We start from the raw sequence: 25,800 nt of genomic DNA on the forward strand, positions 1-25,800 counted from the left end.
CTTGTTTTCGATCATCCAGGATCTGAGCTTTTTGATCTCAGCTGCCGTTTTCGTGGCGGCGGTTGCGCTGTTCCTTTTCGGCGCGCTTGTGTTTCTCCCGGCGCTGCAGACGCGGACGCTAGTCGCGCAAAGCCTGAAGACGGAAGGGATTGCCGATCGCCGCTCGCTCGCTGGACAGGAACTGCTCGCGAAGATATCCGCGCAGCGACCGGTCGACGCCTATTTCCGGTCGATGGAGAAGGAACGGGACGAACCAAATGCGCTCGAGGCGAAGCTGTTTCGAGCCGGCTTCTATCAGACCAGCGCTCCGCTCATTTACACCTTGTCACGGCTTGCTGCTGCCTGTGCCGGTTTTCTGGCTGCCTATGCGCTCTTGTCGCGAGTTCTCCCGCCTCAAATGCCCGGTTTCATAGGCTTTGCCGGTTCTGCTCTTTTCGGGCTCGCATGCATCGTGGTGCCCAGCATTCTGCTCGATCGCTTCGAGAGTGCGCAGAAGGAAGTCTATCGCCGCGCCTTTCCCGATTTCATGGACATGATGATCACCTGCGCGGACGCGGGCATGAGCCTGGAGGCGGCGGTGGAGCGTGTCAGCAGCGAACTGGCTGGCACCCATAAATGGCTCGGCATCCAGCTTTCGATCATGAATCTGCAGTTGCGTGCTGGAAAGCCGCTGCGCGAGGCGCTGCGCGACCTCGCCGACCGAATCGGTCTTGACGAGGCGCGGGCGCTGGCCGTCCTTTTTCGGCAGTCGGAAGAGCTCGGTACCAGCCTGACCGACGCTTTGCGGGTCTACAGCGAAGAGATGCGCAGCCAGAGAATTCTTCATGCCGAAGAACGCGCCAACTCCTTGCCCGTCAAAATGATGATTCCATTGGGGCTGTGCATCTTCCCGGTGGTGATGATGGTGATCATGTTGCCGGTGATCATTCGCATGAAGGGCATTTTCTTCTAAATGGTAATATGCTTTGATTCTAAAATAGAGTCGGTCGACTCTTGGGGGACAAAATGACAGGGCCAACGCGCCTCTCAGTCGCAGCCGCAGCCAGCCTGTTGATGATGGCGCTTGTTGGCTGCCAGACGAACGGCGCGGACACCACGGGTGGTGTCGTCCGCACCAACGAACCGTCGAAAGGCGACGTAACGTCCTTCGGCGATGCCTTCGATGGGTTGAAGACGGTCAGCGACGTCGAATATTACGCCTCGGACCAGGCCGTGGCGGAAGCCAAGAACCAGTTTCGCGCCGAAAACTACGGCAATGCCGGCGCCCTGTTCTTCAAGGCGACGCAACTCGCCCCCAATGACGGCGGGGCCTGGATGGGGCTGGCCGCCTGTACCGACCGGATTCACCGTTTCGATCTTTCCGATAGGGCCTATGGCCGAGCCTTCAAGCTGATGGGTGCGTCGCCCGAATACTATAACAATGTCGGCTATTCCTATCTGCTGCGCGGCAAGCTGCAGGATGCCCGCGCGAATTTCCTCAAGGCTTATGAGCTGGCACCCAACGACCCTACGGTAGCCAACAATCTGAAGCTGCTGTCATCCAGCGTGCAGAATATAGAACGGTAGGCAATCCAATGCTGCTCGCCGTCGCGCTTCTGTTCAAAGCTTTCGCCATTTTGCTCCTTGCAAAGATCGCCTGGACGGATTTCAGCGTGCAGAAGATCACTAACCGCGACGTATTGCTGTTGCTCTGCTTGGGACTTGCCGCGCTGCAACTGCATTCACTGCAGACCGGCTCGTGGCTGGAGATGGGCATCAGTGCGATTGGCGGCTCCATCCTGTTCGTCGCACTCTTTCCATTCTGGCTGTTACGCAAGATTGGGGCTGGCGATGTGAAACTGTTGAGCGTCACCCCTTTTCTCATCGGGGGAAGCAATCTTGCCGTCTTTTCCGTGTTGCTGTTGGTCTTTGCGATCGCCACGGCCGCACTGGTCAAGAATCCCTTTTTGCTGCCAGCAGGACTATTTCGCCATTATGTCGAGCACATGGATCGCAAAGGCGTCGTACCCTTTGGCGTGCCCATATCGGCAGCTGCCATATGCGCAATGGTTACGCAGATATATTCGGCGCTGGTGGTTGCCACCAGTTCGGGAATTCTGAATCAGCTTAACTGAACCTCAGCTCCGAGAGTCGCTATCGACCAGATTCCGGTGGTGATCATCAAGGGAATGGCGCGCGATCGAATACCAAAGGTTCAAACGGATATAGGCAGCGTCCTTGATCTGGTCCTTGCAAGTACTTCGCTTCGTCGCTGCGCTGATGGTCGTCTATGTCCACGCAGCCCAGACTGCCGTTACGGCCACCGGATCCAATGGCCTGTTGCCTCACGATTTTCAGGTTGCCGGCTTCGCGGGCGTAGACATCTTCTTTGTCATATCGGGGGTGATCATTGCCAGGACGGCACCTGGTCTGACCTGGCGATCTTTCGCCTGGAGACGGTTCCGGCGCATTGTTCCGCTTTACCTGCTGATCAGCATCCCCTATGCGATCGTCGCCTACAAAACCGGCTTCGGCTGGCGGGACGCGTTAGCGACGCTCCTGCTGTGGCCTGCCACCGACCAAATGACCGCGCCAGCATTGCCAGCGGCCTGGACGCTGTGCTTCGAAATGCTTTTCTACGCCGCCGCGACCATCGTTCTCATCGACCGGCGACTGCTGGTCGGACTCGTCGGTATTTTCGGCCTCGCGATGATGTTTCGCTCGGCGGGTCCGGTCCCGCAGTTTCTTGGCAACCCGCTGATCATCGAGTTCGGCTTCGGCGTCGGTCTCGCCTACATGCCCAGGTGGAAACCTTCGGTTTGGTGCCTGCCGCTCGGCGCCATGGCGATGATAGCCGCCGGCTTCATCGGGATAGCGCCGGGAGGGGGGACGATGGAGTTTCTCGCCGGCGATAATGGCTTCCAGCGCGTGCTCGTCTACGGTCTCCCGGCGGCGATGATCGTCTTCGGCACGATGCAGATCGACGCGAAACCGAGCGTCTGGACGTCTCTCGGCGATGCCTCCTATATGCTCTATCTGATCCACACTCTGCCGATAACGCTGCTTCTGATGGTGTGGACCGCCTTCCCGATTCCTCCGGACCTTGTCATCGTGATCGGCACAGCCACATCAGTTCTTTTCGCTTGGCGGATGTACATCCGGTTCGAGCTGCCGCTGCGCAAATTCCTGCGCCGGCATGATCCCCACCTGGAAACTGGCTTCCGTCCTGCGTAAAAAGGTCGATGTCTCTTGCCTTCAGGCAATCCCAGGCTCCCAGCACCAATCCTCTGGAAATCAGCTGTGTTTATTCGCGAATGGCCCTGTATCTTTATATTCGCAAGTGCTAATAAATGATGGTTCGCGGTACCGACGACCCCCCAGTACCCCCAACCACCGCGATCGTCGAGCGTCGGCGAACCAAGCCCTCCAACCCCGGTTTGCCGACGCTCATTCGGGCTTCGGCGGCAAGAATGTTTGCCATTCCAACCGCAATCGATCGCGTCCGCGGTCGCGCTGCCGGCAAAGCCCCGACGTGCCTGTCGCGAGACGCGATGAAATGCGATCCGAGGGCCTTCAGGTTCCCGTCAGATGTACCCGCGCCAGGCGTTGCCGTGGTGATCAAGGTTGGAAGAAAACTCCTGGTTTTGGGTCTGTTGCTGGCGATAAGCGCCTGCCAGAGCGGTCACCGGGCGAGTCCAAGGCCCCACGTCAGCCATGCCGGCCGGATATGCAGCCCGAGCGGCTTCGGGCAGATGGCGGATTGCTTCTCGGGCAATTCCAGGAAAAGTGCGTTAGCGCCCGTCACGCCACGCGACGGTAGCTGTAGCGATCCCGGATGAATTCGTTGAAGAAGCGGCCTTTCGAGGAAGCCCTCCTGAAAGCGGCATAGGTCGCCGGGGCAACGTCCAGATAGTCATAGCGATTGCCGCTCGGCACGAACCAGACGGAGAGGATCCTGGTGGCGGGATCGTATTGTGTGTTCCGGATCGCGGTCGACGGCATATCGGCACCTGACTGCCCAGCCGGATCAACCCGCCAAGCCTGGTCCGGTTCCCTGCCGCGCGGTGGCCTACATGGCGCTCATGCCGCCGCGAATGGTCATCAGGCTTGCATCCGGATGCTGGTGGCTTGGGTGCGCGAAGGCCCGAGTGCCGCGGCATTCTGGACCAGCGCGCGCATGTAACCCAACGCAAATGCCTTTCCGGCATGCCATGGCGCATCGCAGGACATTTCCGGCGTATGGTCGGGGATCATCACGCCGTCATAGTTTTCATCGCGCAGGATGCGCACGATCTCGGCCATGTCGATGTCGCCGTCGTCGACGAAGGTCTCGTGATATCTGGGCACCTTGCCGCGCACGTTGCGGAAGTGGATGTAGCCGATGCGTTTGGTCCGGGCGAAGCGCCGGACATGTTCGTAGATCTCGTCCGTGCCCGGCATTTCCTGCAGCGAGCCGAGGCAGAGTTCCAGCCCATTGGACGGCGAGTCGACGATGCCCATCAGCCGGTCGTATTTCTGTGGCCGGTTGACCAGCCGCGCGGCACCCCGCAGCGCCTCGGCCGGCGGATCGTCGGGGTGCGCCGCCAGCATCACGCCGGCTTCCTCGGCGACCGGAACCAGGTCCCGCAAGAAGCCGCCGAGCCGCTGCCAGAGTTCCTCGCTGCTGACCGACACCGGTTCGGCACTCGGCCGGCCGGCACGGTAGCGCATGTTCCAGACGACGCCGTCGGGCAGCGGCAGGTCGGGGTCGATGGCGGCGAGATCGAGCCCCACCGACATCGCCTCGCCGCGCGCGAACGGCCCGCGCGACCAGCCCCAGACCCCGGCGATCGAAAAATTATAGCCGATGCAGGGAATGCCGGCGCGCCCGGCATCACGGACAAGCCGCTTCAAGCCTTCGATCTGCTTCGCCCCGTCGGGTCCGCCGAGCAGCACGTCGGACCAGAAGCGCGGCGAGAAGTTCTCGATCGCGGCGATTTCCAGACCATTGTCGTGCACGGTCTTCACCAGGCCGGCGAAATCCTCGTAGTTCCAAAGTTCGTCCGTGGAGCAGTCGCCCCAGCCTTCCTTCTCGCTGCCGGCGGACAGCGAAGGATCGCGACCGCGAAAATAGTTGGTGAGGTGGGCGACGATATGAGTGGCGCCCGCCTGACGGGCGAAGCGGAAATTCTCCGGTGTAAGCGACTCCCGGTAAAGGCCAAGACCGATCTTCATGGTCTATTTCACGCCGATGCCGGCGGTCAGGCCGCCGTCTATTTTGTAGTCGGCGCCGGTGCAGAAGCCGGCTTTCGCCGAACACAGGAAGGCGATGAGCTCCGCCACCTCCTCCGGTTCGCCGATACGGCCAAGCGGATGCGCCGCCCCGAAGCGCCTGTAGGCCTCTTCGACATCGGCGTCGCTGCCGCCTTCGCCGCGCGCGGCCTTCTCGAGGATCGGCGTTCGGATCGAGCCGGGGCTGACCGAATTGACCCGAATGCCGGCGGCCGCGTAATCGAGCGCCAGCGAGCGCGTCAGCGTGTGGATGGCGCCCTTGGTCGTGGCATAGGCGGCAACGTTCTGCTGGCAGGCGAAGCCCTGCACCGAAGCGACGTTGACGATGGCGCCGCCGCCACGCTTGACCATCTCCGGAATGCCGAAATGCGCGGTCAGGTAGATCGAACCGACATTGACGGTCATTGCCCTGTTCCACGTTTCCCAGTCGGTCGTGGTCGCCGTTCCATAGGGATGGACCGCCGCGGAATTGACGATGATGTCGATGCCGCCAAACCGCTCGACGCCGGCCGCGACCGCGTCGCGAACCTGGTCCGAAACCGAGACATCCACTGTCTGCACCAGCGCCTTGGCTCCGGCCTTGACGAGGCCTTCCTGCATGGCGGCATTGGCCGCCCGGTCGATGCCGCAAGCTATGATGGCGGCGCCGCCCTGCGCCAGCCGCCTTGCGGTGGCGAGTGCTATTCCGGTCGTGCCGGTGATCAGCGCGACCTTGTTCTCAAAATCAGACATGGTGCAAATCCTTGGAAGAAGGCAGATCCCTGGAAGAAGGCAGATCCCTGGAAGGAGTTGGGGTCCGTACGTTTTCGAGGTCGTCGGGAACGAAGCGCAAGCCGAAATCGAGATGCCGGCTCATCAGGTAGCTATAGGCGATGCGGTCCCGCGCGCGCAGCGCCGCGATGATCTCGCCATGGGCGCGGCGTGTTTCGCTGAGGATCGGCCGGATGGATTTGCCGACGGTCATGATGTGCAGGATGACCGGCGACAGGAACTGATAGGTCTGCACCAGCATGCGGTTGCCGGCGAGCTTCACCAGCGCGAGGTGGAAATCGAAATCGCGCTGCGCGGCCTCCTGCACATCCTTGCTGGCCTCTATCAGGCCGTTGATCTCGTCAAGGGCATCGATTTCGGTGGCGCTGGCATTGAGAATGGCGTGGTCGCCGATGCTCACTTCGATGATGCGGCGAAACCCCTGGATGTCGTGAAAGGAGGTCTTGGAAATGTCCATCTGGGCGGCGAAGAAATTCTGGATCGCGACATTCTGGCGATCGGCCAGCACCGCGCCGACACGCGGCTTGGGATCGATCAGGCCATAGGTCCGGATCGTGCGCAGCGCCTCGCGTATCGTGTTGCGGCTGGCGCCGAACAGTTCGCAAAGTTCCCGCTCGGTGGGCAGCACGTCGCCGACGGTCATCGAGCGATTGCGGATGAGGTCGAGGATCTGCCGTACGGTCTGGTCGACGGCCGAACTGCTGACCCCAGCGTCGTCTGTCGTTCCGGCCAGGTCGGAATCACCTTGTTCCACGCGAATACCTCGTGCCATTTGTTGGACCAAGGCTACGTCGAACACGATGAGAAATCAACTGGATGCGGGATGAAATGGCCAAGGGCGGTCTTTGGGAGCCATAGTTCTGGCTTGTTGACAGCCTTGTGGTCCAACAATATGGTTGCCGAAAATGTCGAGGAGGCTTCATGGAACAGTGTTGGCGCTGGTATGGTCCGGATGATTCCGTGACGCTTGAGCATGTCAAACAGGCTGGAGCGACCGGCGTGGTTTCGGCGCTTCATCACATCTATGACGGCAGGGCCTGGTCTGAGCCCGAAGTGCTCGAGCGCAAGCAGATCATCGAGGCCGCCGGCCTGACATGGTCGGTCGTCGAAAGCATCCCGGTCCACAATTCCTTCAAGATCGGCGCGCCGGAACGCCAGCGCTATGCCGGCTACTATCGCGACTCGATCCGATCGCTTGCCAAGGCCGGCATCGCGACGATCTGCTACAATTTCATGCCCGTGGTCGACTGGACCCGCACGGACCTGGCCTATCGGCTGCAGACGACGGGCTATGCCCTACGTTTCGATGCGATCGATTTCGCGGCCTATGACATGTTCGTGCTGAAGCGCAGAAATGCCGAGGCAAGCTATACGGCGGCTCGTATCGCGGAGGCCGAAACTCGGCTGAAGGAATTGGCGCCTGACAAGATCGACCAGGTCGAGCGCAACCTCATCGCCGGCCTGCCGGCCACCGAGCGCAGCTACAACCGCGACAGCTTTCGCGAGGCGCTGGCGGAATACGATGCGATCGGCCCGAAGGAACTGCGCGAAAACCTAGCCTGGTTCCTGCGCGAGATCATTCCGGTGGCTGAAGAGGAGGGGGTGCGCATGTGCATCCATCCCGACGACCCGCCCTTCTCGCTCTACGGCCTGCCGCGCATCGTTTCGACCGCCGAGGATGCGCGTTTCATCCTCAAAACCGTCGACAGCCCGGCCAATGGCCTGACGTTCTGCACCGGTTCCTACGGCACGCGCGCCGACAACGACATCGTCGCCATGGTCAAGGAATTCGCCGACCGCATCCACTTCGTCCATCTGCGCAACATCACCATCGAGGAAGATGGCTCCTTCTATGAGGCCGAGCATCTCGAGGGCGGCACCGACATGGCGCATGTCATCCTCGCTCTGATGCAGGAAGAGACGCGCCGCCGCGGGGAAGGCCGCGCCGACTGGCGGATCCCGATGCGTCCCGATCACGGTCATCTGCTTGCCGACGACATCGGCAAGAAGAAGATCAACCCCGGCTACTCGCTGATCGGCCGGCTGAAAGGGCTCGCTGAACTGCGCGGCATCATGCGCGCCGTGGAGCGGTTCGGGCTGGCATGAGAATGGTCAGCCGGCGATAGGTTCGCCGTTTGCATATGTACAAACTGTTTGTCTAGGTGAAAATACCTGCTACTACAGCGGGCCGGGCACGCATGCCCGGTTCCAGGGAGGAATTGCCTGAAATGACAAGACTGCGCGGTCTTGCGTGGGATCATCGACGTTGCTGGGGACCGCTGGACGCCAGCGTCGGGCCGTATTGCGCTGGCAATCCGGGCTTGGAAATCCAATGGGACCGCCGCAGCCTGTATGAATTCGGCGAGGGTGCGCTCGGCCCGGTGCTTGCCACCTACGATCTGGTCGTATTCGACCATCCTTTCATCGGCGACATCGCGCAGGATGAGCTGATGGTGCCGTTCGACGCCTATCTGTCGGCGGAGCAAATCCGCTTCTTCGAACGCGATTCCGTCGGTGCCTCCTGGCAATCCTACGAAAAGAACGGGCGCCAGTGGGCGCTGCCCATCGATGCCGCCTGCCAGGTCGCCTCCTATCGTCCGGATCTCCTGGAGCGCTACGGGCCGGTGCCGCGCACGCACGACGACATGGTCGAGCTTGGCCGGCAGGCGCGCAAGGATGGCAAGTGGCTGGGCCTGCCCTCGGTGCCGACGGATGCCATGTGCATGCTCCTGACGCTTGGTCATCCGCAGGAGACCGGCGAGCACTTCATCGCCAGGGACATGGTCGAGCAGGTCGTCGGGCAACTGCGCGAACTTGCGGCGCTGTCGCATCCGAACTCATCGAAATGGAACCCGATCCGCTGCTACGACCACATGGTCGCGCATGATGATGTGGTCTATGTGCCGTTCGCCTTCGGTTATGTGAATTACGCCGCGAAGACCGACAGGCCCTATCTGCGCTTCGCCGACGTCGCGACCCCGAATGCGGCCGGCGCCTTGCTCGGCGGCGCCGGCATCGGCGTCAGCGCCCAGTCGAAACACAAGCAGGAAGCGATCGACTACGCGCTGTTCCTGTGCTCGCCCGAGTATCAGCGGGGCGATTATGTCAGGTCGGGCGGGCAGCCGGGATCGCTGGCGGCCTGGAAGGATGTCGAGGTCAACCATCTCTCCGGCAATTTCTTCAGTTCGACGCTGCGCACGATCGCCTCGTCCTATCTGCGCCCGACGCATCCGGGCTTCATCGCCTTCTTCCGCGAGTGCGCGCCGCATGCGGCTGCCGCCATCGCCGGCGACATGCCGGCGGCCGAACTCGCCGACCATCTGAACCGCCTCTACCGCGAAACCCGGCAGGGCCAGCCGCAACGGAGCGTTGCGTGATGGCCAGTGTCGCCGAGACACCAGACGAAGCCGAAGCCGGCCGCAACGGCTACCGCGTGCCGGCTGTGGAGAAGGCGCTCGACGTCCTGGAGTTCATGGCCTCCAGCGCCGAGACGCTGACCCAGACCGAGATCGCGGCCGCCCTCGGCCGCTCCATCCACGAAATCTACCGTATCCTGCTTCTGCTGGAGAAGCGCGGCTACATCTTCCGCACGCAGTCCGACCGCTTCCGGCTGTCGCTGAAACTGTTCGAACTGGCGCACATGCATCCACCGGTAAACCGGCTGGTCGAATGCGCACTGCCTGTGATGCGCGAACTGACCGCCAATGCCGATCAGAGCTGCCATCTCGTGGTGCGCGAGGGCCGGAGCGCGCTGGTGGTGCTGCAGATCGATTCGCCGCTGCCGATGCGTTATTCGGTTGCACTCGGGTCGCATTTCCCGATCCTCGAAACCAGTTCGGGTGCCGTGCTGCTTGCCCATTCGAACCGAGCCGAGCGCGAGCGCATCATCGAGCGCATCGTGGCCGCCGGTGAAGGGCAGGGCACACGGGCCGAGATCGAGGCTCGGCTGAACGAGGTGGCAAGGCTCGGCTACGAAATGCGCGCTTCGCTCGCGGTCGAAGCCTGCACCAACATCTCCATGCCGGTGCGCGATCATACCGGCGCCGTCATCGCCGCGCTCACCGTCCCGCTGCTGCCGCAGAAGGCGGCGCGGTTCGACCGCGAAACCGTCTTCGAGCGTACCCGGGCCGCCGCCGAGAAGATATCGGCGGCACTTGGCTGGGGCGAATCCACCCCTTCGTTACGTGCCGACCCGGAACGGCGGGATTACCCGTTCAGCGACTAACAAAAGCGATAAAACCTGGGAGAAGAAAATGCACCGGTCCAAATCAATCCTGTTCGCATCCGCGGCCCTGCTGGCCCTGGGCGCCGCGGCGGCGCATGCCGAGAACATGCCCAAGCGCATCGGCTATGTCACCAACTACGCCACCCATGAGTGGTATCAGAACGTCATCAAGGGCATGAAGGCGCACGGCAAGGAACTCGGAATCGAGGTCGAGGTCCAGGACGCCAATCTCGACATATCCAAGCAGGTCGCCGCGGCCGAGGATTTTATCGCCAAGGGCGTCGACGTGCTGATCATCACCCCGGTGAATGAAGAAGGCGTGGTGCCGCTGCTGCGTCAGGCCAAGGCCGCCAACATCCCCGTGGTGCTCGAAGGCAACCCCGTCAAGGGCATGACCACCATGGTCGCCATCTGCGACTACGACACCGGCTATATGTCCGGCGTGGAAGCCGGCAAATACGCCAAGGACAAGCTCGGCGGTGTCGCCAAGGTGATGAATGTCGGCCTTCCCCTGCTTTCCGCCACGGTGCTGCGCTCGCACGGCTTCATGGACGGGCTGAAGACCATCATCCCCGACGCGGTCATGGTCCACGACCTAGATGGCGGTGGCAATCCGGACCGCGCGCTCGAAGTGTCTTCGGCGGCCCTCGCCAAGAATGCCGACATCAACATCATCTATGGCATCAACGATTCGTCCTCGCTGGGTGGCCTGCAGGCCTGGAAGGCGGCCGGCAAGTCGCAGGATGGCTTGCTGACCGTCGGCACCGGTGGCGAGGGCCTTGCCTTCATCAACGCCATGCAGAACGAGCCGTCCTACCGCATCGAGGCAGCGATGTTCCCTGAAAAGGAAGGCTTCACCGCCATCGACGCCGCTGTCAAGCTCTTCAACAACGAGGAAGTGCCGGAGCACATCGTCAGCCCGACCGCGCCGATGAACGGCGAGGACTGGAAGAAATACTATGACTATGACGGCACCACCCGCACCATCAAATGGGACGCCGTCAACGCGCTGCAGCCGCCGGAAAAATGCATGAAGACCTCGGCTGACCTGAAGAAGTAAGGGCCGCCGACAGTGCCCTTCCCGCATCGCGGGAAGGGCACTTGGCAAGTGGCCGGGAATGGACTGACATGAGCGAGCTTACACACGCCTCCGCGCCGAAGCGCTTCATGGGCGGCCAGCTGCTGGGCAGCAGCCAGCTTGTGCTGGGAGTCATCCTGGCGGTGCTGTGCATCGCCATCTCGATCGCGGCGCCGCAATTCTATTCGGAGGCCAACATCATCGCCATCCTGCGCCAATGCGCGCTGGTGCTGATCGTCGCCTCGGGCATGACCATGCTCATCATCACCGCCGAGGTCGACCTCTCGGTCGGTGCTTCGCTCGCCTTCGTCGGCTGCATCGGCATGGCGGTGCTGAATTCAACCCACAGCCTCACACTCGGCATGCTGGCAGCGCTCGCCTTTGCCGGCGGCGTCGGCCTGTTCAACGGCCTGGTCGTTACCCGGCTGAGGGTCAACTCGCTGATCGCCACCATCGGCACGATGATGATGCTGCAGGGTGGCGTCTATCTGTTCACCCGCGAGGCGGTGCAGAACCACAATCAGCTCGCGAGCTTCACCGATCTTGGCGCCGGCTATGTCGGCGCGGCGCCGGTTCCCGTCATCCTGGCGGCGCTGATCTTCGTCGTCGCCTATGTGACGCTGCGCTTCACCACGCTCGGCCGCTACCTCTATGCGGTCGGCGCCAATGAAAAGGCGGTGCGCCTGTCCGGCCTGCGCTCGGAGCGCCTCAAGCTGTTCGCGTTCGTCGTCACCGGGCTCTGCGTCGGCATTGCCGGCATGATCCTGTCGTCGCTGATGAATGCCGGCCAGCCGACCGCCGGCCGCGGCTTCGAACTGACCGTCATCGCCGCCGTCATTCTCGGTGGCACCAGCCTGCTCGGCGGCCGTGGATCGCTGTTCGGCACCTTGCTCGGCGTGCTGGTGCTGAAGGTGATCGACAATGGCATCATCATCCTCGGCTGGAACCAGGACCTGCAGATGGTGGTACCGGGCGTCGTCATCATCCTCGCGACCTATCTCGACATCATCCGGAACAGAGCCAATGTCCGTTGATTTCCTGCACCCCGGCGAAGCCGCGGCCATCGACACCAACGTGCCGGCGCTGGAATTGCGCGGCATCGACAAGCGCTTCCCGGGCGTCGTGGCGCTGGACAATGTCGACTTCACGCTGGAGCCCGGCAGGATCCATGCCTTGATGGGCGAGAACGGCGCCGGCAAGTCGACGCTGATCAAGATCATGGCCGGCGTCTACGGCAAGGATGCCGGGACCATCCGCATGCGCGGACGCGAGGTCGACATCAAGTCGCCGCGCGACAGCCTGAAGGAAGGCATCAAGGTCGTGTTCCAGGAGATCGCTCTGATCTCCGAATTCACCGTCGCCGAGAACATCTTCCTCGAAGGCTATCCGACCGGCAAGATGGGCTCGATCGACTGGAAAAAGATCCGCGCCGATTCGGCAGCGCTCTTCAACCGCATCGGCTTCAATGTCGACCCGGCGGCGCGCACCGGATCGCTGCCGGTCAGCCAGCAGCAGATGGTCGAGATTGCCCGCGCGCTCGCTCATGAAGCCCGCGTCGTGGTCATGGACGAGCCGACCTCCTCGCTGACGCCAAATGAAGTCTCGCTGCTGTTCACCGTCATCCGCCGGCTGGCCGCCCTCGGCATCGCGGTGGTCTATGTCAGCCACAAGCTCGACGAGGTGTTCGAGATCGCCGACACGGTGACGGTGCTGCGCGATGGCAAACACATCTCGACCAGGCCGATCGGCGAGCACACCAACGATACGCTGATCCAGGACATGATCGGCCGGCGCATCGACAATCTGTTTCCCCGCCAGCGCGGCGCGGCAGGCAGCAAGATTGCTCTGTCCGTGGAAGGACTGAGCACGGCGAAGAAGCTGCATGACGTATCCTTCGAGGCCCGCGCCGGCGAGGTTCTCGGCTTCTTCGGATTGATGGGCGCCGGCCGCACCGAGCTCGCCAAGGCGATCGTCGGTTACGACCCGATCACATCGGGGACGATCACGGTTGATGGCGGTCGCCTCGCGCCGCACGACACGCGTACCGGCGTCAGGCTTGGCATCGGCCTGCTCACCGAGGATCGCAAGAGCGAAGGGCTGATGGCCGAACTGCCTGTCTACCAGAATGCCAGCCTGGCCTCGCTTGGCGCCTTCGCCCGTCTGGGGTTCGTCGACAAGGCCAGGGAGCACCAGGCGGTGCAGGATTATGTCGATCGCTTCCGTATCAAGACCCCCAGCCTGTTCCAGCAGGTGAAGAACCTGTCGGGCGGCAATCAGCAGAAGGTGCTGATCTCGCGCTGGCTGATGCGGGGCCTGAAGGTAATCGTCGTCGACGAGCCGACACGCGGCATCGATGTCGGTGCCAAGTCGGAAATCTTCGCGCTCATCGACCGGCTCGCCGGCGAAGGTTTGGCGGTGGTCATGATGACGTCCGAGATGCCGGAACTGCTCGGTCTCGCCGACCGGATCGCGGTGATGTGCGAAGGCCGCCTCACCGTGATCATGTCGCGCGAAGAGGCTACGCAGGAAAAGATCCTCAATGCGGCGATCGGGTGAGACCATGGTGGTTCGCGGCCTACCCCGTGGTCCGTACTTGAAAGGGAGCAAGCGATGAGCCTTGCAAGCACGGCCTCAGCAAAAACCCAGCCATCTGTGCTGGCGCGGCTCTTTGCCCGGCAGGAACTGGCGCTGCTGATCTGCTTCATCCTGGTGTTGGCGTTCTTTTCATTCACGGTCGAGAATTTCTTTTCCGTGCGCAACCTGACCAACGTGCTCGGCCAGGCGTCGTTGCCGTTGATCGCCGGCATCGGCTGTGCCGTCGTCTTCATTTCCGGCGAGGTCGACATTTCGATCGGCTCGCTGCTCGCGACCATCGCGCTGCCGCTGATCATCATCATGAACGACACCAACTCGCTGCTGCTCGGCATCGGTGGCGCGCTGCTGTTCGGGCTGATCATCGGCGTGGTGAACGGCTATCTCACCGCCTATGCCGGCATCAACTCGCTGATCGTGACGCTGGGCACGATGTTCATCATGCGCGGCGGCGTCTATCTCTACACCGGCCAGCGCGCGATCCCGGACGACGCCAGTCTCGACAGCTTCATTGCGTTGTCGGATGGCCGCCTGTTCAACATTCTCCCCTATTCGGCGGTCATCGCCATCGTCCTGCTTGCAGCATTCGCCTACATGATGCAGCACCGGCCGTTCGGACGGCAGATCTATGCCGTCGGCGGCAACCAGGAAGTGGCGCGGCTGGCGGGTTATGACGTGCGGCGTGTCAAGTTCATCTGCTTCATCATCAGCGCGCTGCTGGCGACTGTCGCCGGCATCATCCTGGCCGCGCGCGTCGGTTCGGCGCAGCACACGGCAGGGCTGAATTTCGAATTCCAGGTGGTTGCCGCGACGGTGCTCGGCGGCGTCAGCCTTGCTGGCGGCATCGGCAGCCTGACCGGCATGGCGCTCGGCGTGCTGATCCTGCAGTTCCTGTCCAACGGCCTGCGCGGGCTCGGCCTGCCGACCGAATGGCAGCTGGTCATCACCGGCATGATCATCATTGCCGCCGTCGCCTTCGACGAGGCGAAACGCCGGCGCGCGAACGGAGGCTGACATGGCTCGTCTTGAGGGGAAAACCGCAATCATTACCGGTGCCGCCGACGGCATCGGCCATGCGATCGCGCAGGCGATGGCGCGCGAAGGCGCGCATGTCTTCCTGGGCGATATCGCCGACAGTGCGGGCGAGGATTTCGCGGCCGCACTTCGCGCGGCGGGCCACCGTGCCGACTATGTCCATTGCGACGTCTCGCAGGAGACCGACATATCAGGCCTCATCGATAGTGCCATCGACAAGACCGGGCACCTCGACATCCTGGTCAACAATGCCGCCATCGCCATTGGCGGCATGCCGGTGCACGAGATGACCGACGAGCAGTGGGACAGGCTGATATCGGTCAACCTGACCAGCGTATTTCGCGGCTGCAAATACGCGCTGCCGCACATGATCGCGCAAAAGTCGGGCTCGATCATCAACATGGCCTCGGCGCAGGGCCATATCGGCCTCGACGGCTGGACCGCCTATGCCGGCGCCAAGGGCGCGGTGATGGCGATGACGCGGCAGATGGCGGTCGAGTTCGGGCCGATGAACGTCCGCGTCAATTCGATCTCGCCGGGCACCATCAACACGCCGATGAACGACAGGCTGATCAAGGAGATCGGCGGCAATCTGGCGAAAGCCTGGGTCAAGATGCATCCGCTCGGCCGCATCGGCGAGCCTTCCGAAGTGGCGGAGGCCGCCGTCTATCTGGCGTCGGACGCCGCTGGCTTCACCACCGGCACCGACCTGCGTGTCGACGGCGGGCTGACTGCTGCCCCGCGTTACGTTCCCGAACTGCTTTGAAACTTTGAAACGAGATCTGAAATGAACAAGGCCCTCGAAGGCGTCCGCATCCTCGATTTCAGCCATCTGCTGCAAGGACCGTTCGCCACGCAGCTGCTCGGCGACATGGGCGCCGATGTCATCAAGATCGAGCGTGCCGGCGCCGGTGACATGTTCCGCGGCATGACCTTCTTCGCCAAATGGGTGGGCGGCTCCGAGAGCCCGAATTTCCTCGCCTGGAACCGCAACAAGCGTTCGATCGCGCTCAATCTGAAGAGCCGCAGGGTGCATGCCATCCTCATGGAGATGGCCAGGAGCGCCGACGTCGTGGTGCAGAATTTCCGCCCCGGCGTGCTGGCCAAGCTCGGCTATGGCTACGACGACTTCAAGGCCGTCAATCCGCGCATCATCTACTGCTCGGGTTCGGGCTATGGCGAGGAGGGCCCCTATGTCGAGCGCCCCGGCCAGGACATGCTGATCCAGGGGCTCGCCGGGCTGATTGCCAACACCGGCCGCGGCGACCAGGCGCCGGTTCCCGCCGGCGCCGGTCTTGCCGACCAGATCGGCGCCATGAACATGGTCTACGGCATCCTGTCGGCGCTCTACTATCGCGAGAAGACCGGCAAGGGCCAGAAGATCGAGGTCAACCTGCTGGCCGGCCTGCTGGCACATCTCAACCAGGAGTATGTCGCCGTGCTCAACCTCGGCGAGGATTTCGTGCGGCCGAAATCCGGCATCGGCCATCCCGGCATGCAAGCGCCGTTCGGCATCTACGAGACAAAGGATGGCGGCTATATTTCGATCGCCATGAGCCCGTTCAATACGCTGTACGAGGTGCTGGAGGCGCCGCAGCTTGCCGTCTACGACGACCTGAAAACCTTGTTCGACAAGCGCGACGAGGTGTTCGACAAGGTCAATGCCGAGACCAAGAAGTTCGGCACGCAGGATCTGCTGGCACGCCTGCTCTCAGTCGACATCTGGTGCGCCGAGGTGAAGGACATCCGCCGCGCGGCCGAGGATCCGCAAGTCACGCATATGGGCATGATCACCAGCTACGATCATCCACGCGGCGGCAAGGTGCGGGTGGTGGCGCCCGCGGTCAAGATGAGCGAGACGCCGGCGACCATCGACCGGCCGGCGCCGCTGGTTGGCCAGCACGGCCGCGAGATCCTGGCCGAATTCGGCCTGTCCAAGGACGAGATTGCCGCTCTCGAGGCGTCCGGCGACATGACCGTGGATGCAGCCTGACGATGCGCGCCTACCAGACACTCACGGTCGAAATGTCGGGCCGCGTCGCGATCGTCACCTTCCGGCGCGCCGACCAGCTCAACGCCATGAACAGGCTGATGCAAGGTGAGATCACCGAGGCCTTCGAGGCGCTGTCTCAAGATGCGGGTGTCGGCGCGATCGTGGTGACCGGCGAGGGGCGCGGCTTCATGGCCGGCGCCGACATCAAGGAATATGCCGCACAGACAGGCCCTGAATTCGATACGTTCCAGACTGCCGGCACGCGCATGTACGCGGCCATCGAAAACAACCGCAAGCCGGTGATCGCGGCGGTCAACGGTTTCGCCTTGGGCGGCGGTATGGAGCTGGTGCTGTGCTGCGACATCGTCATCGCCAACCAGTTCGCCAAACTCGGCCTGCCGGAGATCAAGCTCGGGCTGATCCCCGGCGGTGGCGGCACGCAACGCAGCGTCGCCAGGCTCGGCCGCAACCGCGCCAATCTTCTGCTGATGACCGGCGTCATCGTGCCGGCCTCCGAATTCGCCGCCGCCGGCCTGGTCAACGAGATCGTCGATGTCGACCGGCTGATGCCGCGCGCACTGGAACTGGCCGAGATGATCGCCGCCGAGCCGGCAGCTGCGATCGAAGGCCTGAAGAAGCTGACGGCGCATGCCGTGTCGGGCGATCTGGCCGACGGCGTCGCCATGGAGCGCGACATTTTGGGAGACCTCTACCGCAGCGAGATCGGCCAGCGGCGCGTCAGGGAGTTCGCCGAGCGGAGCACGACAAAGGCGAAGAAGGCCGGACAGTGAAGACCAACGACGCCTATCGCGGATTGGGCTGGGCGCATGGCGCGCTGACCGTGCAGCGGCTCGGCGCGATGCTGGCGCCGGTGACCTTCGTCCTGGACAATGGCCGGCAGGTCTCGCCGATGCACATCGCACCCTGGTCGAACGAGCCGGAGGTGGAAGCGCTGCCGGGCATTTTGCGCAAATTGCGCGGCGAATGGCCTTGCGTGCCCTTCGGTTACTCGGTGTCCGCCGACGGCTGGCCGGAGGACTGGGCAGGCGTGATGGGGCCGCCGGAGCGCGACGAAGAAGTCCATGGCCATAGCTCCAACAATGACTGGGCATGGCGCGACAGCGACGGCAGATCCTTGTCGCTGGGGCTTGCCTATCCCGAGCGAAGTCCGGTCGAGCGGGTTGAGCGCACGATCACGGCCGATCCATCGGCGCCGGCCATCGATATTGAATTCAAGATCGTCGTTCGCCGTGCCTGCCGCCTGCCGATCGGTCTTCACCCAGTGTTCCGACTGCCGTTCGAGACAGGCGCCGCCACGCTGGAATTCGGCGGCTTCGATGAAGGTCGCACCTATCCACACGATGTCGAACCCGGCGCCGCGCTGTTCGCCCGGAACAGATCCTTCACTGAGCTGGCCAGCGTACCGGCGCGAGCCGGCGGCACGACGGATGCCTCGCGACTCCCGCTGGCCGCCGACACGGAAGAATTGCTGCAGATCGAGGGTCTCGACGGCACGGTGGCGCTTGCCAACCATGAAAGCGGCTACCGGGTAAAACTCTCCTGGCAGAAAGAGCATTTTCCAAGCCTTCTGCTCTGGTACTCCAATCGCGGCCGCAAGGCGGCACCCTGGAATGGGCGTCATGTCGCCATCGGCATCGAGCCGGTCTGCTCGCCCTTCGGGCTCGGTCCGGCAACCGCGCTGGCCGACAATCCGATCGCCCAGTCCGGCATTGCGACGGCGTTGGAATTCTCGCCGGAAAAACCGTTCATGACCCGCTATCGCATCGAGGCATCCGCGCTGTGACGAACCGTGCCGCAAAGTCGCTGGTCAAGCCGAACCGCCCGCGCTTCACCGATATCGAGGGGCTGGTCGCGATGGTCGGCCAAGGCGACGCGCTCGGCGTCGGCGGCCACCATTTCGCCCGGCTGCCGATTGCATTGCTGCGTGCGATAGCCGGCTCAGGCGTCAAGGAGTTGCGCTACGTCTGCTGGGCCGGCGGCCTGCCGCTCGAACTGCTGCTCGAAGCGGGCGCGGTGGCTGAAATCGACCTCTGTTTTTCCAGCCTCGACATTTTCGGCCTGCCGCCAAGGTTCCGCGCCGCAGCCGAAACCGGCGCGATCCCGGTTCGTGATTGGACGGCGCTGGCCATGATCCAGGCGTTGCGGGCGGCGCAGCAGAACCTGCCATCGATGCCGTTTCAGCTTCCCGAGGGATCGGACATGCTCGCGCGGATATCGGGCGCAAGCGCCAGGCCCGATCCGATTGCAGGGACCGCTACGGGGTTCATCCCGCCATTACGGCTCGATACCTTCATTGTCCACGCGCAGCGCGCGGATGAAAGCGGCAATGTGCAGATCATCGGCCCACGCGCGCTCGACTTCGCCATGGCGGGCGCGGCGCGCAAGGTGCTGGTCACCGTCGAGGAAATCGTCCCGGTCGGGGCGCTGCGGAAGGACGGGCGCCAGAGCATCCTGACCCGCAACCAGGTGTCGGCCATAGCCCTGGCGCCGGGCGGTGCCTGGCCGGCCTCGTGCCTGCCATTTTACGTGACCGATTATCAGGCATTGTCGGAGGCGTTGGCGGCCAGGCAAACGCCCTTGACCGACAATCTGCGGCTGCCGTCAGAAGGTATGCCGGCATGGCTTCGAGAGGCTGCGAAGGTCCGCCCTGAGACGGTCCTTGCCATGCCAGCGCTCGCGCGGAGCGAAGAAAAAGCATCTGTCGACGAGATCATCGCTGCCCGCATCGCCGCCGAACTCGACAATGAGAGTTTTGCCAGCGCCGGTGCCGTCTCGCCGCTGGCCAATGTCGCCTACCGGCTGGCCAAGGCAACGCATGCGCCGGATATGATCATCGCGACGATGAGCTGCGGCCATCTCGACATCGCGCCGAGCCCGATGATCCTGTCGCTGATCGAAAGCCTGGATTGCGAGACGGCGGTGGCGCATGCCGGCGGCGACGACACCTATTCGACCTACTATCAGGCCGGGGCCGTGACGCATGAGATCGTCGGCGCGGCACAAGTCGACCGGCACGGCCGTGTCAACACCATCGCGCTGCGCAAACCAAGCGGCGGCCTGATCCGGCTGCCCGGGCAAGGCGGGATGGCCGATGTCGCCAACATGCATCGCGACTATCTGCTCTACATCCCCCGTCATTCGGCCCAGTCGCTGGTGGATGAGGTCGAGATCGTCAGTTCCGCCCGTGGGCTGCTGACGCCGGCCGAGCGCGAACCGATGGGCTATCGCACCGGCAAGGCGCTGGTTTTCACCGACCTCTGCGTCTTCAGGCTCGCCCCGACATCCAGGGAGTTGACCGTCATCGAAATCATGCCTGGCGTCACGCGGCAACAGATCCGCGACGCCACCGGCTTTGCGGTGACCTTCGACGCCGATTGCCGGGAGGTCCCGCTGCCTTCCGGCGATACGCTCGCCGTTCTGCGAAACCGCATCGACCCGCTCGGTCTGCGTCGCCTGGAATTCGTCAGTGCCAAGCAGCGCGGCGCGCTGATCGCCGAGATTCTTGCCGCCGATCGCGCCATGGTCGAGCGCTGCATCGCCGTACAGGGATCATAATCGCAAGCTGAGGAATCCATGGCAAAGCCGCTGCTCGATATGTCCGCCGCGCGCGTTTTCTTCGACGGCATCTTCACCAATCCGCGCGTCGCGCATCCGGAAGGCGTGGCCGTCCACAGCGATGGCTCGATCTGGTGCGGCACCGAGACCGGCGACCTGCTGCGCCTGGCCGCCGACGGCGGTTCGGTCGAGCGCATGGGCGCCACGGGCGGCTTTCTGCTCGGCATTGCCTTCGACAGCGCGGGCAACTGCTTTGCCTGCGATCTCAGGCATGCCGCGATCTTTCGCTGGGATGCCGCGACCGGGCGCATGGAACGCTTCGCTTCGTCGGGCATCCGGGTACCGAATTATCCAATCGTCGACGAGGCGAGGAACTGTCTCTACGTCTCGGACAGCGTCGGCAAGGACAATCGCTCCGGCATCTTCCGCTACGATCTCGATACGGGCGAGGGCGATCTGTGGTGCCGGGAGGCGATGTCCTTCGCCAACGGCATGGCCATGGCGCCTGGTGGCAATGGGCTCTACGTCGTGGAAAGCGATGCGCCCTGCATCAGCCATGTGCCGATCCTCGCGGACGGCACGGCAGGGCCGCGAGAAGTTGTCGTCGAAGGCGTGAGCAATGTCCCTGATGGCGTTGCCTTCGCGCCCGACGGCTCGCTGTTCATCTCGTGCTACGAACCGAGCCGCATCTATCGCTGGCGCAAGGACAGAGGTCTCGAAGTGCTGATCGAGGATCCAGCCGCGACCACGCTGGCGCACCCCACCAACATCGCCTTCAAGGGCGACAAACTCTACACCGCAAATCTTGGCCGCTGGCACATCACCGAGATCGATCTGGCGGCGCTGCCTAAAGCAATTCCAGGAAAAGTGTGACACGGTTTTCTGTCCGGAATTGCGTAAAACAAAAAGATAGAGCGGTTCGCCGTTTCCGTGAAACGGTGAATTGCTCTAGATTGGACGGCGACTGTGTTTCCTCGCAGGCGCGCCCGCCCGTCACCACATCATGCAGGACGCGACATCCGCATCTGACACCTTGCCGACACTCACGTCGGCGATCGCCTGGTCGACGATCGCCACGCCCTCCGCCACTTCGTCCTCGCTCAGTGTCAGCGGCGGCATGTGATCGCGAGCAACCACTCGGCCAGCGAGACCGCTGGGCCGGCCGATCCCGACAGGTCGAGCAGCGACCGGCCGCCTTCCTCGATCAGTCGGTTGCCCTGGCCGCCAATCACGCTGAGCGGCGAGAACCGCAGCTTGCCGATCTGCGCGATGGTCGCGGCGTCACGCTCGCGCAGGCTGACATTGCTCAAGGGATCGCTTCCGTCTGTGCGGGCAGCGCCGCCGCCAGCCGATCAGCCCATTCTTCGATGCCGTGCCTTGTCGACAAAAGGTCCTGCCGGATCTCGACAAGAACGGCGGGGATGCCGCGGTCGTCGCCATGGATGGGCACGGCGTAATCGGCGTCGCGGCTGATCACATAAGGCACGTTGGCCGCGACGTTGAGTGCCGCATCAGTGCGCAGGGCTGTAAGGATTGTTTCGGCGAGATCGACTCCGTTCGCGTGCAATACGCCCGCATGCCAAGGCCTGGCGACACCGAGGAACACTGGCGTGAAGGAGTGGATCGTCACGATCCGCGTCGGCCGGCCTTCGGCTACCCGGCGGTCGAGATGGGCCGCCACCCGCTCATGGAACGGCGAAAACATGATTTTGGCGCGCCGGTCCCGTTCCGCCTTGTCGAGGCCGACATTGCCGGGAATGCCGGTGTCCTCCGACACCACCGGAATGCTGCCTGGCGTGCCCAGCGGCCGGTTGAGGTCGATCAGCAGCCGCGAATAGCCGCTGAGGAAGGCCGGCGCATCGAGCCGTGCCGACAACAGGCGCGTCACCTCCGCGGCGCCGATATCCCAGGCGATGTGGCGCCGCAGATGGCCGGCATCGAGCCCGAGCTGGCGATATTCCGCCGGCATGTGATTGGAAGCGTGCTCGCACAACAGGACGATGTCCGAGAGGCCGCGCTCGTTGAGAACCTCGACGGCGTCGGGCCAGTCTTTTCGAGGAAGCAGGTCTTTTTCAGTCCGCGCAGTCATCAATAAAGCGTCCGGTAGAGATCGCAGACGGCAACCGGATCGAGGCCGGCCAGGCGCTCGGCCTCGTGCCGCTTGAGTCCGACGAAGGTTTCGATAAAGACCGGAGCGAACCATCCCGTCACGGTGCTGTCGGCGAGGAGCGCGTCCAGCGCCGCCGGCAGCGTTTCAGGCAGCCGCACCAGACCGAGCCTTGTCCGTTCCGCATCGCTCATCAGCGTCGGGTCGCCGGTGACCAGCGGCGGCGATGGCAGATCCGCCTTCAAGCCTTCCAGTCCGGCGCGGACGATCGTGGCCAGCGACAAATAGGGATTGCCGGTGGCGTCGGCTGCCCGATACTCGATGTTGTACTGCCGCGCTGGATCGCGCCCGCCGATCGTCACCGTCGGACAGATGCGCAGCGACGCCTCGCGGTCGCGGTCGGCGAGCCAGGTGTAGGACGAACTCCAACTGTGCGGCTTCAGCCGGTAGAAGGACGAGACGCTCGATGCCGTCATGGCGGTCATCCCAGGCAGATGACGCAGCACGCCGGCACAGAAGGCGCCGGCTCTGGCGGAAAGGCCGCCGGGCTGTGCCGCATCGTAGGTTACCGGCTTGCCGGCCTCGTCGACGAAACTGAAATGGATGTGCACGCCATTGCCGACGGCATCCGGGGCCGTCTTGGGCGCGAAACTCGCGCGCCAACCGGCATTGCGCGCCACTTCGCGCGTGATCTCGCGGATGGCGACGGCGCGGTCCGCCGCGATCAGCGCATCGGCGGGCTCATGCGTCACTTCGAACTGCTCCGCGCCGAATTCGGCAATGACCACTTCGGGTCCGACGCCTGCCTCTTCCAGTGCCGCCATCAGATTGGGGGCGAAGGGATCCGTCCGCCTGAGCGCGGCGAAGGACATCGAATGCGCCGGCGCGAAGCCGCCGTCGGCAATGTGAAATTCATGCTCGAAAGCGGCGATGACGGAGAGCCCGGTCGCCGCCTTCAGCTCCGCCAGAGCGTCCCTGAGCATGGTTCGCGTGCAGCCGAGCCAGGGGCTGCCGTCGAGCTCGACCATGTCGCCGACCACCATGTCGAACGATGTTGCCGATCCGGTCCGTGCGGTGCGAAAGCGCGCCTTGAGATCGGGGATCAGCCGCAGGTCGCCCGACGATCCCCAAGGGTTGGGATCGATGATCGAGTTGAACGGCGTCAGCGACAGGTTGGCCTGCAGCCAGCCGACGCCGGTCGTCGCGGTCTTCTGCAGCTTGCTTTCGACAATGAAGCGGCCCCGCGTGACGGCGGAGAGATCGGTGGTGACGACGGCAACGAGCGGCTCGACGGTCGATGTCATGCTGTTTTTCCCAGGGCATTGAAACGAGCGACGACACTGTCGGTATCGGTGACCCAGCAATACCCGCCGAAGGCCTTGAGCGCGATATCGTGGCGCTCCTGGGTGATGGTGGCGCAGGCATCCGCTACGCAGGTGACGAGGTAACCACGGTCGGCCCCGTCGCGCACCGCCATGTCGACGCACTGGTCGGTGAGCACGCCGACGACGACGAGATAACGGATGCCGAGGTTCTTCAGGAGATAGTCGACATTGGTCGAGTTGAAGATGCCGGAAGAGGTCTTGGGCAGCATGATCTCGTCGCCGACCGGCGCCAGCGAGGCGACCGGCAGGCCCTCGGCAAGGCTCGGCGCGACATGGATCGGCGTCAGCTTGTGGTCGAGCGAGCGGTCGCGGCCGTCTTCGGTCATGCTTTGGATGATGGTGTGCAGCACCTCGACGCCGTTGGCCCGCGCCGCCGCCAGCAGTCGTTCCTGGTTGGGGATCGTCCGCGAGGATGTCTGCCGGTAGAAATAGTGGTCGGGGCCGCGCTCCGGATGCGAGGGATCGGCACCCGGTTCCAGCCAGATGCGCTGCATGTCGACGAGCAGCAGCGCTGTCTCGCCGGGACGGAAGGCTTCGTCTCGCTTGGGTAAGGTTCGGTCATGCTTTGTCGTCCCGCTTTACTGATTTGGGTCCAGGTGTCCTGCGTGGGCCGGCTTGGCCTGCGCCATTCTCGTCCGGGTCGCTGTCGAGCGTCACCGCATTGGCGTGTCGTACTTTCTCGATCCTCTCGATGCGAGCCCGGGCGTCATCCCCCAGCGTCGAAACGATGTGGGCGGTAAGCGCTTCCATCTGCGCGGTCGCTGGCGCCAGCGTGTCGTAGGGCGAGGCGACTTCGAGCGGGCTGACGATCGTGACTTCGGCAAGATTTGATATCGGCGACAGCCATTGGTCGGTGAAAAGCAGGATGCGCACATCGAGCGCCGCCGCCTGGCTTGCATAAGCCATCACGTCGAGCTGATAGCGGCGATAGTCGAAGACGACGAGCACGTCGCGGCGGCCGAGATCGGCCAGCGTGTCGAATGTCTGCGGAGAGAGCACGCCCAGATCGCGGACCCCGGACCGGAACTGCGCGAGATATCCTGCGAGCATGCCGGCGATGTGCCGGCTGAAACGGCCGCCAACCAGGACGATCTCGCCCTTGGCCTCCATCAAAAGGCGCGCGGCCCGCTCGTAGGTCTGCACCGGGGTCGCGGCGGTGGCCTTCTGCAGAGCCGCGGCGACAGAATCGAGATAGGCGAGCACGGCGCTGTCGCTGGAGCCGCTCTGCCGCTTTGCTTCCATCATCAACAGCGGCGAATGCAGCCTTGCCTCGACCTCGGCCAGCAGCTTCGCCTGGAAATCCGGAAACCCGTCATAGCCGAGCTTGACGACCAGCCTGACCACGGTCGGATCGCTGACGCCGGCGCGCCGGGCGAGCGAGGAAGCGGTGCCGAGGCCGGAGGTCGGATAGTCCGTCAACAGCAGCCGGACGATCTTCTCTTCCGACGGCGTCAGCGCCAGATCCCCGCGCATCAGAACATCGCGTATCGCCATTGGCCTCCCCGAAATCCGTGTTCTCTTGTTTTGTCGAGTTTATTACAGAGATTTAAAACTCGGTCAATAATGAAGAGATATCGACATTACGCGATCGCTGGCCTTACCTTGTCGGAAAGCAGCCAAGAGACTGTGGGGAACAGCCATGCGGCCCGGCAGAATTGAGGGCGCCCCCAGCTCCCGTTCGGTTGCGATCATCATCTGCTTGCCCGTGCTAATGGAAAAATTGTTCCGTCGCGGCCGCGACGAGGGCCGATCGTTCCTTTCCCGGCAATAGGAAGTCGATGAGACTTG

General features: G+C 63.4%; 27 protein-coding genes. 17 read left to right on the forward strand and 10 right to left on the reverse strand.

From position 1 onward, the window contains the following. Position 1: 1 nt before the first annotated feature. The 4 genes from AC0NIH_RS13220 (at position 2) to AC0NIH_RS13235 (ending at position 3,213) form a co-directional block, all read left to right on the forward strand. The gene (locus AC0NIH_RS13220; RefSeq protein WP_224731754.1) at positions 2-952 is read left to right on the forward strand and encodes a type II secretion system F family protein; all 951 of its coding nucleotides are present in this window, start codon (positions 2-4) and stop codon (positions 950-952) included. A 53-nt stretch (positions 953-1,005) separates the two neighbouring features. Next, positions 1,006-1,566: a tetratricopeptide repeat protein gene (locus AC0NIH_RS13225; protein ID WP_473461571.1), complete on the forward strand. Its 561-nt coding sequence runs from the start codon at positions 1,006-1,008 to the stop codon at positions 1,564-1,566. Positions 1,567-1,574: 8 nt separating this feature from the next. Next, positions 1,575-2,114, forward strand: a complete 540-nt coding sequence (locus AC0NIH_RS13230) for a prepilin peptidase (RefSeq protein ID WP_023767808.1) — start codon at positions 1,575-1,577, stop codon at positions 2,112-2,114. A 103-nt stretch (positions 2,115-2,217) separates the two neighbouring features. Next, complete coding sequence (locus AC0NIH_RS13235; RefSeq protein WP_473461574.1) at positions 2,218-3,213, forward strand: acyltransferase family protein; 996 nt, start codon at positions 2,218-2,220, stop codon at positions 3,211-3,213. 567 nt (positions 3,214-3,780) lie between these two features. On the opposite strand, the gene AC0NIH_RS13240 is transcribed toward AC0NIH_RS13235, so the two are convergent. The 4 genes from AC0NIH_RS13240 to AC0NIH_RS13255 form a co-directional block, all read right to left on the reverse strand. Continuing rightward, on the reverse strand, positions 3,781-3,981 hold the full coding sequence (locus tag AC0NIH_RS13240) for a KTSC domain-containing protein (protein ID WP_473461577.1): 201 nt from the start codon (positions 3,979-3,981) through the stop codon (positions 3,781-3,783). A gap of 99 nt (positions 3,982-4,080) precedes the next feature. Continuing rightward, entirely contained in the window at positions 4,081-5,193 is a 1,113-nt protein-coding gene (locus tag AC0NIH_RS13245; protein ID WP_473461579.1) for a mannonate dehydratase, read from the reverse strand. 3 nt (positions 5,194-5,196) lie between these two features. Continuing rightward, a complete protein-coding gene (locus AC0NIH_RS13250) occupies positions 5,197-5,982 on the reverse strand; it encodes an SDR family NAD(P)-dependent oxidoreductase (RefSeq protein WP_473461582.1) in 786 nt (261 codons plus the stop codon). Next, positions 5,975-6,775, reverse strand: coding sequence for a FadR/GntR family transcriptional regulator (locus AC0NIH_RS13255; protein WP_473461584.1), 801 nt, complete (start codon positions 6,773-6,775; stop codon positions 5,975-5,977). The genes AC0NIH_RS13250 and AC0NIH_RS13255 overlap by 8 nt, the downstream gene beginning before the upstream one ends. Positions 6,776-6,942: 167 nt before the next feature. On the opposite strand from AC0NIH_RS13255, the gene uxuA reads away from it, so the two are divergent. The 13 genes from uxuA (at position 6,943) to AC0NIH_RS13320 (ending at position 21,393) form a co-directional block, all read left to right on the forward strand. Beyond that, the gene (uxuA, locus tag AC0NIH_RS13260) at positions 6,943-8,127 is read left to right on the forward strand and encodes a mannonate dehydratase (protein WP_473461586.1); all 1,185 of its coding nucleotides are present in this window, start codon (positions 6,943-6,945) and stop codon (positions 8,125-8,127) included. 122 nt (positions 8,128-8,249) lie between these two features. Beyond that, positions 8,250-9,398 carry an ABC transporter substrate-binding protein gene (locus tag AC0NIH_RS13265; RefSeq protein ID WP_473461589.1) on the forward strand — a complete coding sequence of 383 codons (1,149 nt, stop codon included), beginning with the start codon at positions 8,250-8,252 and terminating at the stop codon, positions 9,396-9,398. Next, entirely contained in the window at positions 9,398-10,246 is an 849-nt protein-coding gene (locus AC0NIH_RS13270; protein ID WP_473461591.1) for an IclR family transcriptional regulator, read from the forward strand. Before AC0NIH_RS13265 ends, AC0NIH_RS13270 begins: the two co-directional genes overlap by 1 nt. A gap of 28 nt (positions 10,247-10,274) precedes the next feature. Then, positions 10,275-11,306 (forward strand): sugar ABC transporter substrate-binding protein, encoded by a 1,032-nt coding sequence (locus tag AC0NIH_RS13275; protein WP_352712527.1) that lies wholly within the window; start codon positions 10,275-10,277, stop codon positions 11,304-11,306. A gap of 68 nt (positions 11,307-11,374) precedes the next feature. Continuing rightward, entirely contained in the window at positions 11,375-12,358 is a 984-nt protein-coding gene (locus tag AC0NIH_RS13280; protein WP_031258215.1) for an ABC transporter permease, read from the forward strand. After that, positions 12,348-13,880 carry a sugar ABC transporter ATP-binding protein gene (locus tag AC0NIH_RS13285; protein ID WP_473461595.1) on the forward strand — a complete coding sequence of 511 codons (1,533 nt, stop codon included), beginning with the start codon at positions 12,348-12,350 and terminating at the stop codon, positions 13,878-13,880. The genes AC0NIH_RS13280 and AC0NIH_RS13285 overlap by 11 nt, the downstream gene beginning before the upstream one ends. Positions 13,881-13,934: 54 nt before the next feature. Beyond that, positions 13,935-14,930, forward strand: coding sequence for an ABC transporter permease (locus AC0NIH_RS13290; protein ID WP_023776627.1), 996 nt, complete (start codon positions 13,935-13,937; stop codon positions 14,928-14,930). Between the two features lies 1 nt (position 14,931). Beyond that, complete coding sequence (locus AC0NIH_RS13295) at positions 14,932-15,717, forward strand: SDR family NAD(P)-dependent oxidoreductase (RefSeq protein WP_473461598.1); 786 nt, start codon at positions 14,932-14,934, stop codon at positions 15,715-15,717. Positions 15,718-15,738: 21 nt separating this feature from the next. Further along, positions 15,739-16,944 carry a CaiB/BaiF CoA transferase family protein gene (locus tag AC0NIH_RS13300; RefSeq protein ID WP_473461601.1) on the forward strand — a complete coding sequence of 402 codons (1,206 nt, stop codon included), beginning with the start codon at positions 15,739-15,741 and terminating at the stop codon, positions 16,942-16,944. Positions 16,945-16,946: 2 nt separating this feature from the next. Beyond that, entirely contained in the window at positions 16,947-17,735 is a 789-nt protein-coding gene (locus AC0NIH_RS13305) for an enoyl-CoA hydratase/isomerase family protein (RefSeq protein WP_473461604.1), read from the forward strand. Then, the gene (locus AC0NIH_RS13310; protein WP_473461605.1) at positions 17,732-18,748 is read left to right on the forward strand and encodes an aldose epimerase family protein; all 1,017 of its coding nucleotides are present in this window, start codon (positions 17,732-17,734) and stop codon (positions 18,746-18,748) included. The genes AC0NIH_RS13305 and AC0NIH_RS13310 overlap by 4 nt, the downstream gene beginning before the upstream one ends. Continuing rightward, positions 18,745-20,520: a CoA-transferase gene (locus AC0NIH_RS13315; protein ID WP_473461607.1), complete on the forward strand. Its 1,776-nt coding sequence runs from the start codon at positions 18,745-18,747 to the stop codon at positions 20,518-20,520. Before AC0NIH_RS13310 ends, AC0NIH_RS13315 begins: the two co-directional genes overlap by 4 nt. Positions 20,521-20,538: 18 nt before the next feature. Next, complete coding sequence (locus AC0NIH_RS13320; RefSeq protein ID WP_352712545.1) at positions 20,539-21,393, forward strand: SMP-30/gluconolactonase/LRE family protein; 855 nt, start codon at positions 20,539-20,541, stop codon at positions 21,391-21,393. Between the two features lie 120 nt (positions 21,394-21,513). Here the strand turns inward: AC0NIH_RS13320 and AC0NIH_RS13325 are convergent, their stop codons facing one another. The 6 genes from AC0NIH_RS13325 to AC0NIH_RS13350 form a co-directional block, all read right to left on the reverse strand. Continuing rightward, positions 21,514-21,639, reverse strand: coding sequence for a hypothetical protein (locus AC0NIH_RS13325; RefSeq protein ID WP_473461610.1), 126 nt, complete (start codon positions 21,637-21,639; stop codon positions 21,514-21,516). Next, positions 21,627-21,830: a hypothetical protein gene (locus AC0NIH_RS13330; RefSeq protein WP_352712549.1), complete on the reverse strand. Its 204-nt coding sequence runs from the start codon at positions 21,828-21,830 to the stop codon at positions 21,627-21,629. Before AC0NIH_RS13330 ends, AC0NIH_RS13325 begins: the two co-directional genes overlap by 13 nt. Beyond that, positions 21,827-22,609, reverse strand: a complete 783-nt coding sequence (locus AC0NIH_RS13335) for an N-formylglutamate amidohydrolase (protein ID WP_473461613.1) — start codon at positions 22,607-22,609, stop codon at positions 21,827-21,829. The genes AC0NIH_RS13330 and AC0NIH_RS13335 overlap by 4 nt, the downstream gene beginning before the upstream one ends. Continuing rightward, complete coding sequence (locus tag AC0NIH_RS13340) at positions 22,609-23,931, reverse strand: type I glutamate--ammonia ligase (protein ID WP_473461615.1); 1,323 nt, start codon at positions 23,929-23,931, stop codon at positions 22,609-22,611. The genes AC0NIH_RS13335 and AC0NIH_RS13340 overlap by 1 nt, the downstream gene beginning before the upstream one ends. Then, the gene (locus AC0NIH_RS13345) at positions 23,928-24,506 is read right to left on the reverse strand and encodes a cysteine hydrolase family protein (protein WP_474025235.1); all 579 of its coding nucleotides are present in this window, start codon (positions 24,504-24,506) and stop codon (positions 23,928-23,930) included. Before AC0NIH_RS13345 ends, AC0NIH_RS13340 begins: the two co-directional genes overlap by 4 nt. A 64-nt stretch (positions 24,507-24,570) precedes the next feature. Continuing rightward, positions 24,571-25,506, reverse strand: coding sequence for a MurR/RpiR family transcriptional regulator (locus AC0NIH_RS13350; protein ID WP_473461618.1), 936 nt, complete (start codon positions 25,504-25,506; stop codon positions 24,571-24,573). Positions 25,507-25,800: the final 294 nt, after the last annotated feature.

The sequence above is a fragment of the Mesorhizobium sp. WSM1386 genome (assembly GCF_055901595.1).

Coding starts and splice junctions, on each gene's coding strand:
- AC0NIH_RS13225 (WP_473461571.1), top strand. CDS start 1,006: ATGACAGGGCCAACGCGCCTCTCAGTCGCAGCCGCAGCCAGCCTGTTG.
- AC0NIH_RS13230 (WP_023767808.1), top strand. CDS start 1,575: ATGCTGCTCGCCGTCGCGCTTCTGTTCAAAGCTTTCGCCATTTTGCTC.
- AC0NIH_RS13240 (WP_473461577.1), bottom strand. CDS start 3,981: ATGCCGTCGACCGCGATCCGGAACACACAATACGATCCCGCCACCAGG.
- AC0NIH_RS13245 (WP_473461579.1), bottom strand. CDS start 5,193: ATGAAGATCGGTCTTGGCCTTTACCGGGAGTCGCTTACACCGGAGAAT.
- AC0NIH_RS13250 (WP_473461582.1), bottom strand. CDS start 5,982: ATGTCTGATTTTGAGAACAAGGTCGCGCTGATCACCGGCACGACCGGA.
- uxuA (WP_473461586.1), top strand. CDS start 6,943: ATGGAACAGTGTTGGCGCTGGTATGGTCCGGATGATTCCGTGACGCTT.
- AC0NIH_RS13265 (WP_473461589.1), top strand. CDS start 8,250: ATGACAAGACTGCGCGGTCTTGCGTGGGATCATCGACGTTGCTGGGGA.
- AC0NIH_RS13270 (WP_473461591.1), top strand. CDS start 9,398: ATGGCCAGTGTCGCCGAGACACCAGACGAAGCCGAAGCCGGCCGCAAC.
- AC0NIH_RS13275 (WP_352712527.1), top strand. CDS start 10,275: ATGCACCGGTCCAAATCAATCCTGTTCGCATCCGCGGCCCTGCTGGCC.
- AC0NIH_RS13280 (WP_031258215.1), top strand. CDS start 11,375: ATGAGCGAGCTTACACACGCCTCCGCGCCGAAGCGCTTCATGGGCGGC.
- AC0NIH_RS13285 (WP_473461595.1), top strand. CDS start 12,348: ATGTCCGTTGATTTCCTGCACCCCGGCGAAGCCGCGGCCATCGACACC.
- AC0NIH_RS13290 (WP_023776627.1), top strand. CDS start 13,935: ATGAGCCTTGCAAGCACGGCCTCAGCAAAAACCCAGCCATCTGTGCTG.
- AC0NIH_RS13295 (WP_473461598.1), top strand. CDS start 14,932: ATGGCTCGTCTTGAGGGGAAAACCGCAATCATTACCGGTGCCGCCGAC.
- AC0NIH_RS13300 (WP_473461601.1), top strand. CDS start 15,739: ATGAACAAGGCCCTCGAAGGCGTCCGCATCCTCGATTTCAGCCATCTG.
- AC0NIH_RS13305 (WP_473461604.1), top strand. CDS start 16,947: ATGCGCGCCTACCAGACACTCACGGTCGAAATGTCGGGCCGCGTCGCG.
- AC0NIH_RS13320 (WP_352712545.1), top strand. CDS start 20,539: ATGGCAAAGCCGCTGCTCGATATGTCCGCCGCGCGCGTTTTCTTCGAC.
- AC0NIH_RS13325 (WP_473461610.1), bottom strand. CDS start 21,639: ATGCCGCCGCTGACACTGAGCGAGGACGAAGTGGCGGAGGGCGTGGCG.
- AC0NIH_RS13335 (WP_473461613.1), bottom strand. CDS start 22,609: ATGACTGCGCGGACTGAAAAAGACCTGCTTCCTCGAAAAGACTGGCCC.
- AC0NIH_RS13340 (WP_473461615.1), bottom strand. CDS start 23,931: ATGACATCGACCGTCGAGCCGCTCGTTGCCGTCGTCACCACCGATCTC.
- AC0NIH_RS13345 (WP_474025235.1), bottom strand. CDS start 24,506: ATGCAGCGCATCTGGCTGGAACCGGGTGCCGATCCCTCGCATCCGGAG.
- AC0NIH_RS13350 (WP_473461618.1), bottom strand. CDS start 25,506: ATGGCGATACGCGATGTTCTGATGCGCGGGGATCTGGCGCTGACGCCG.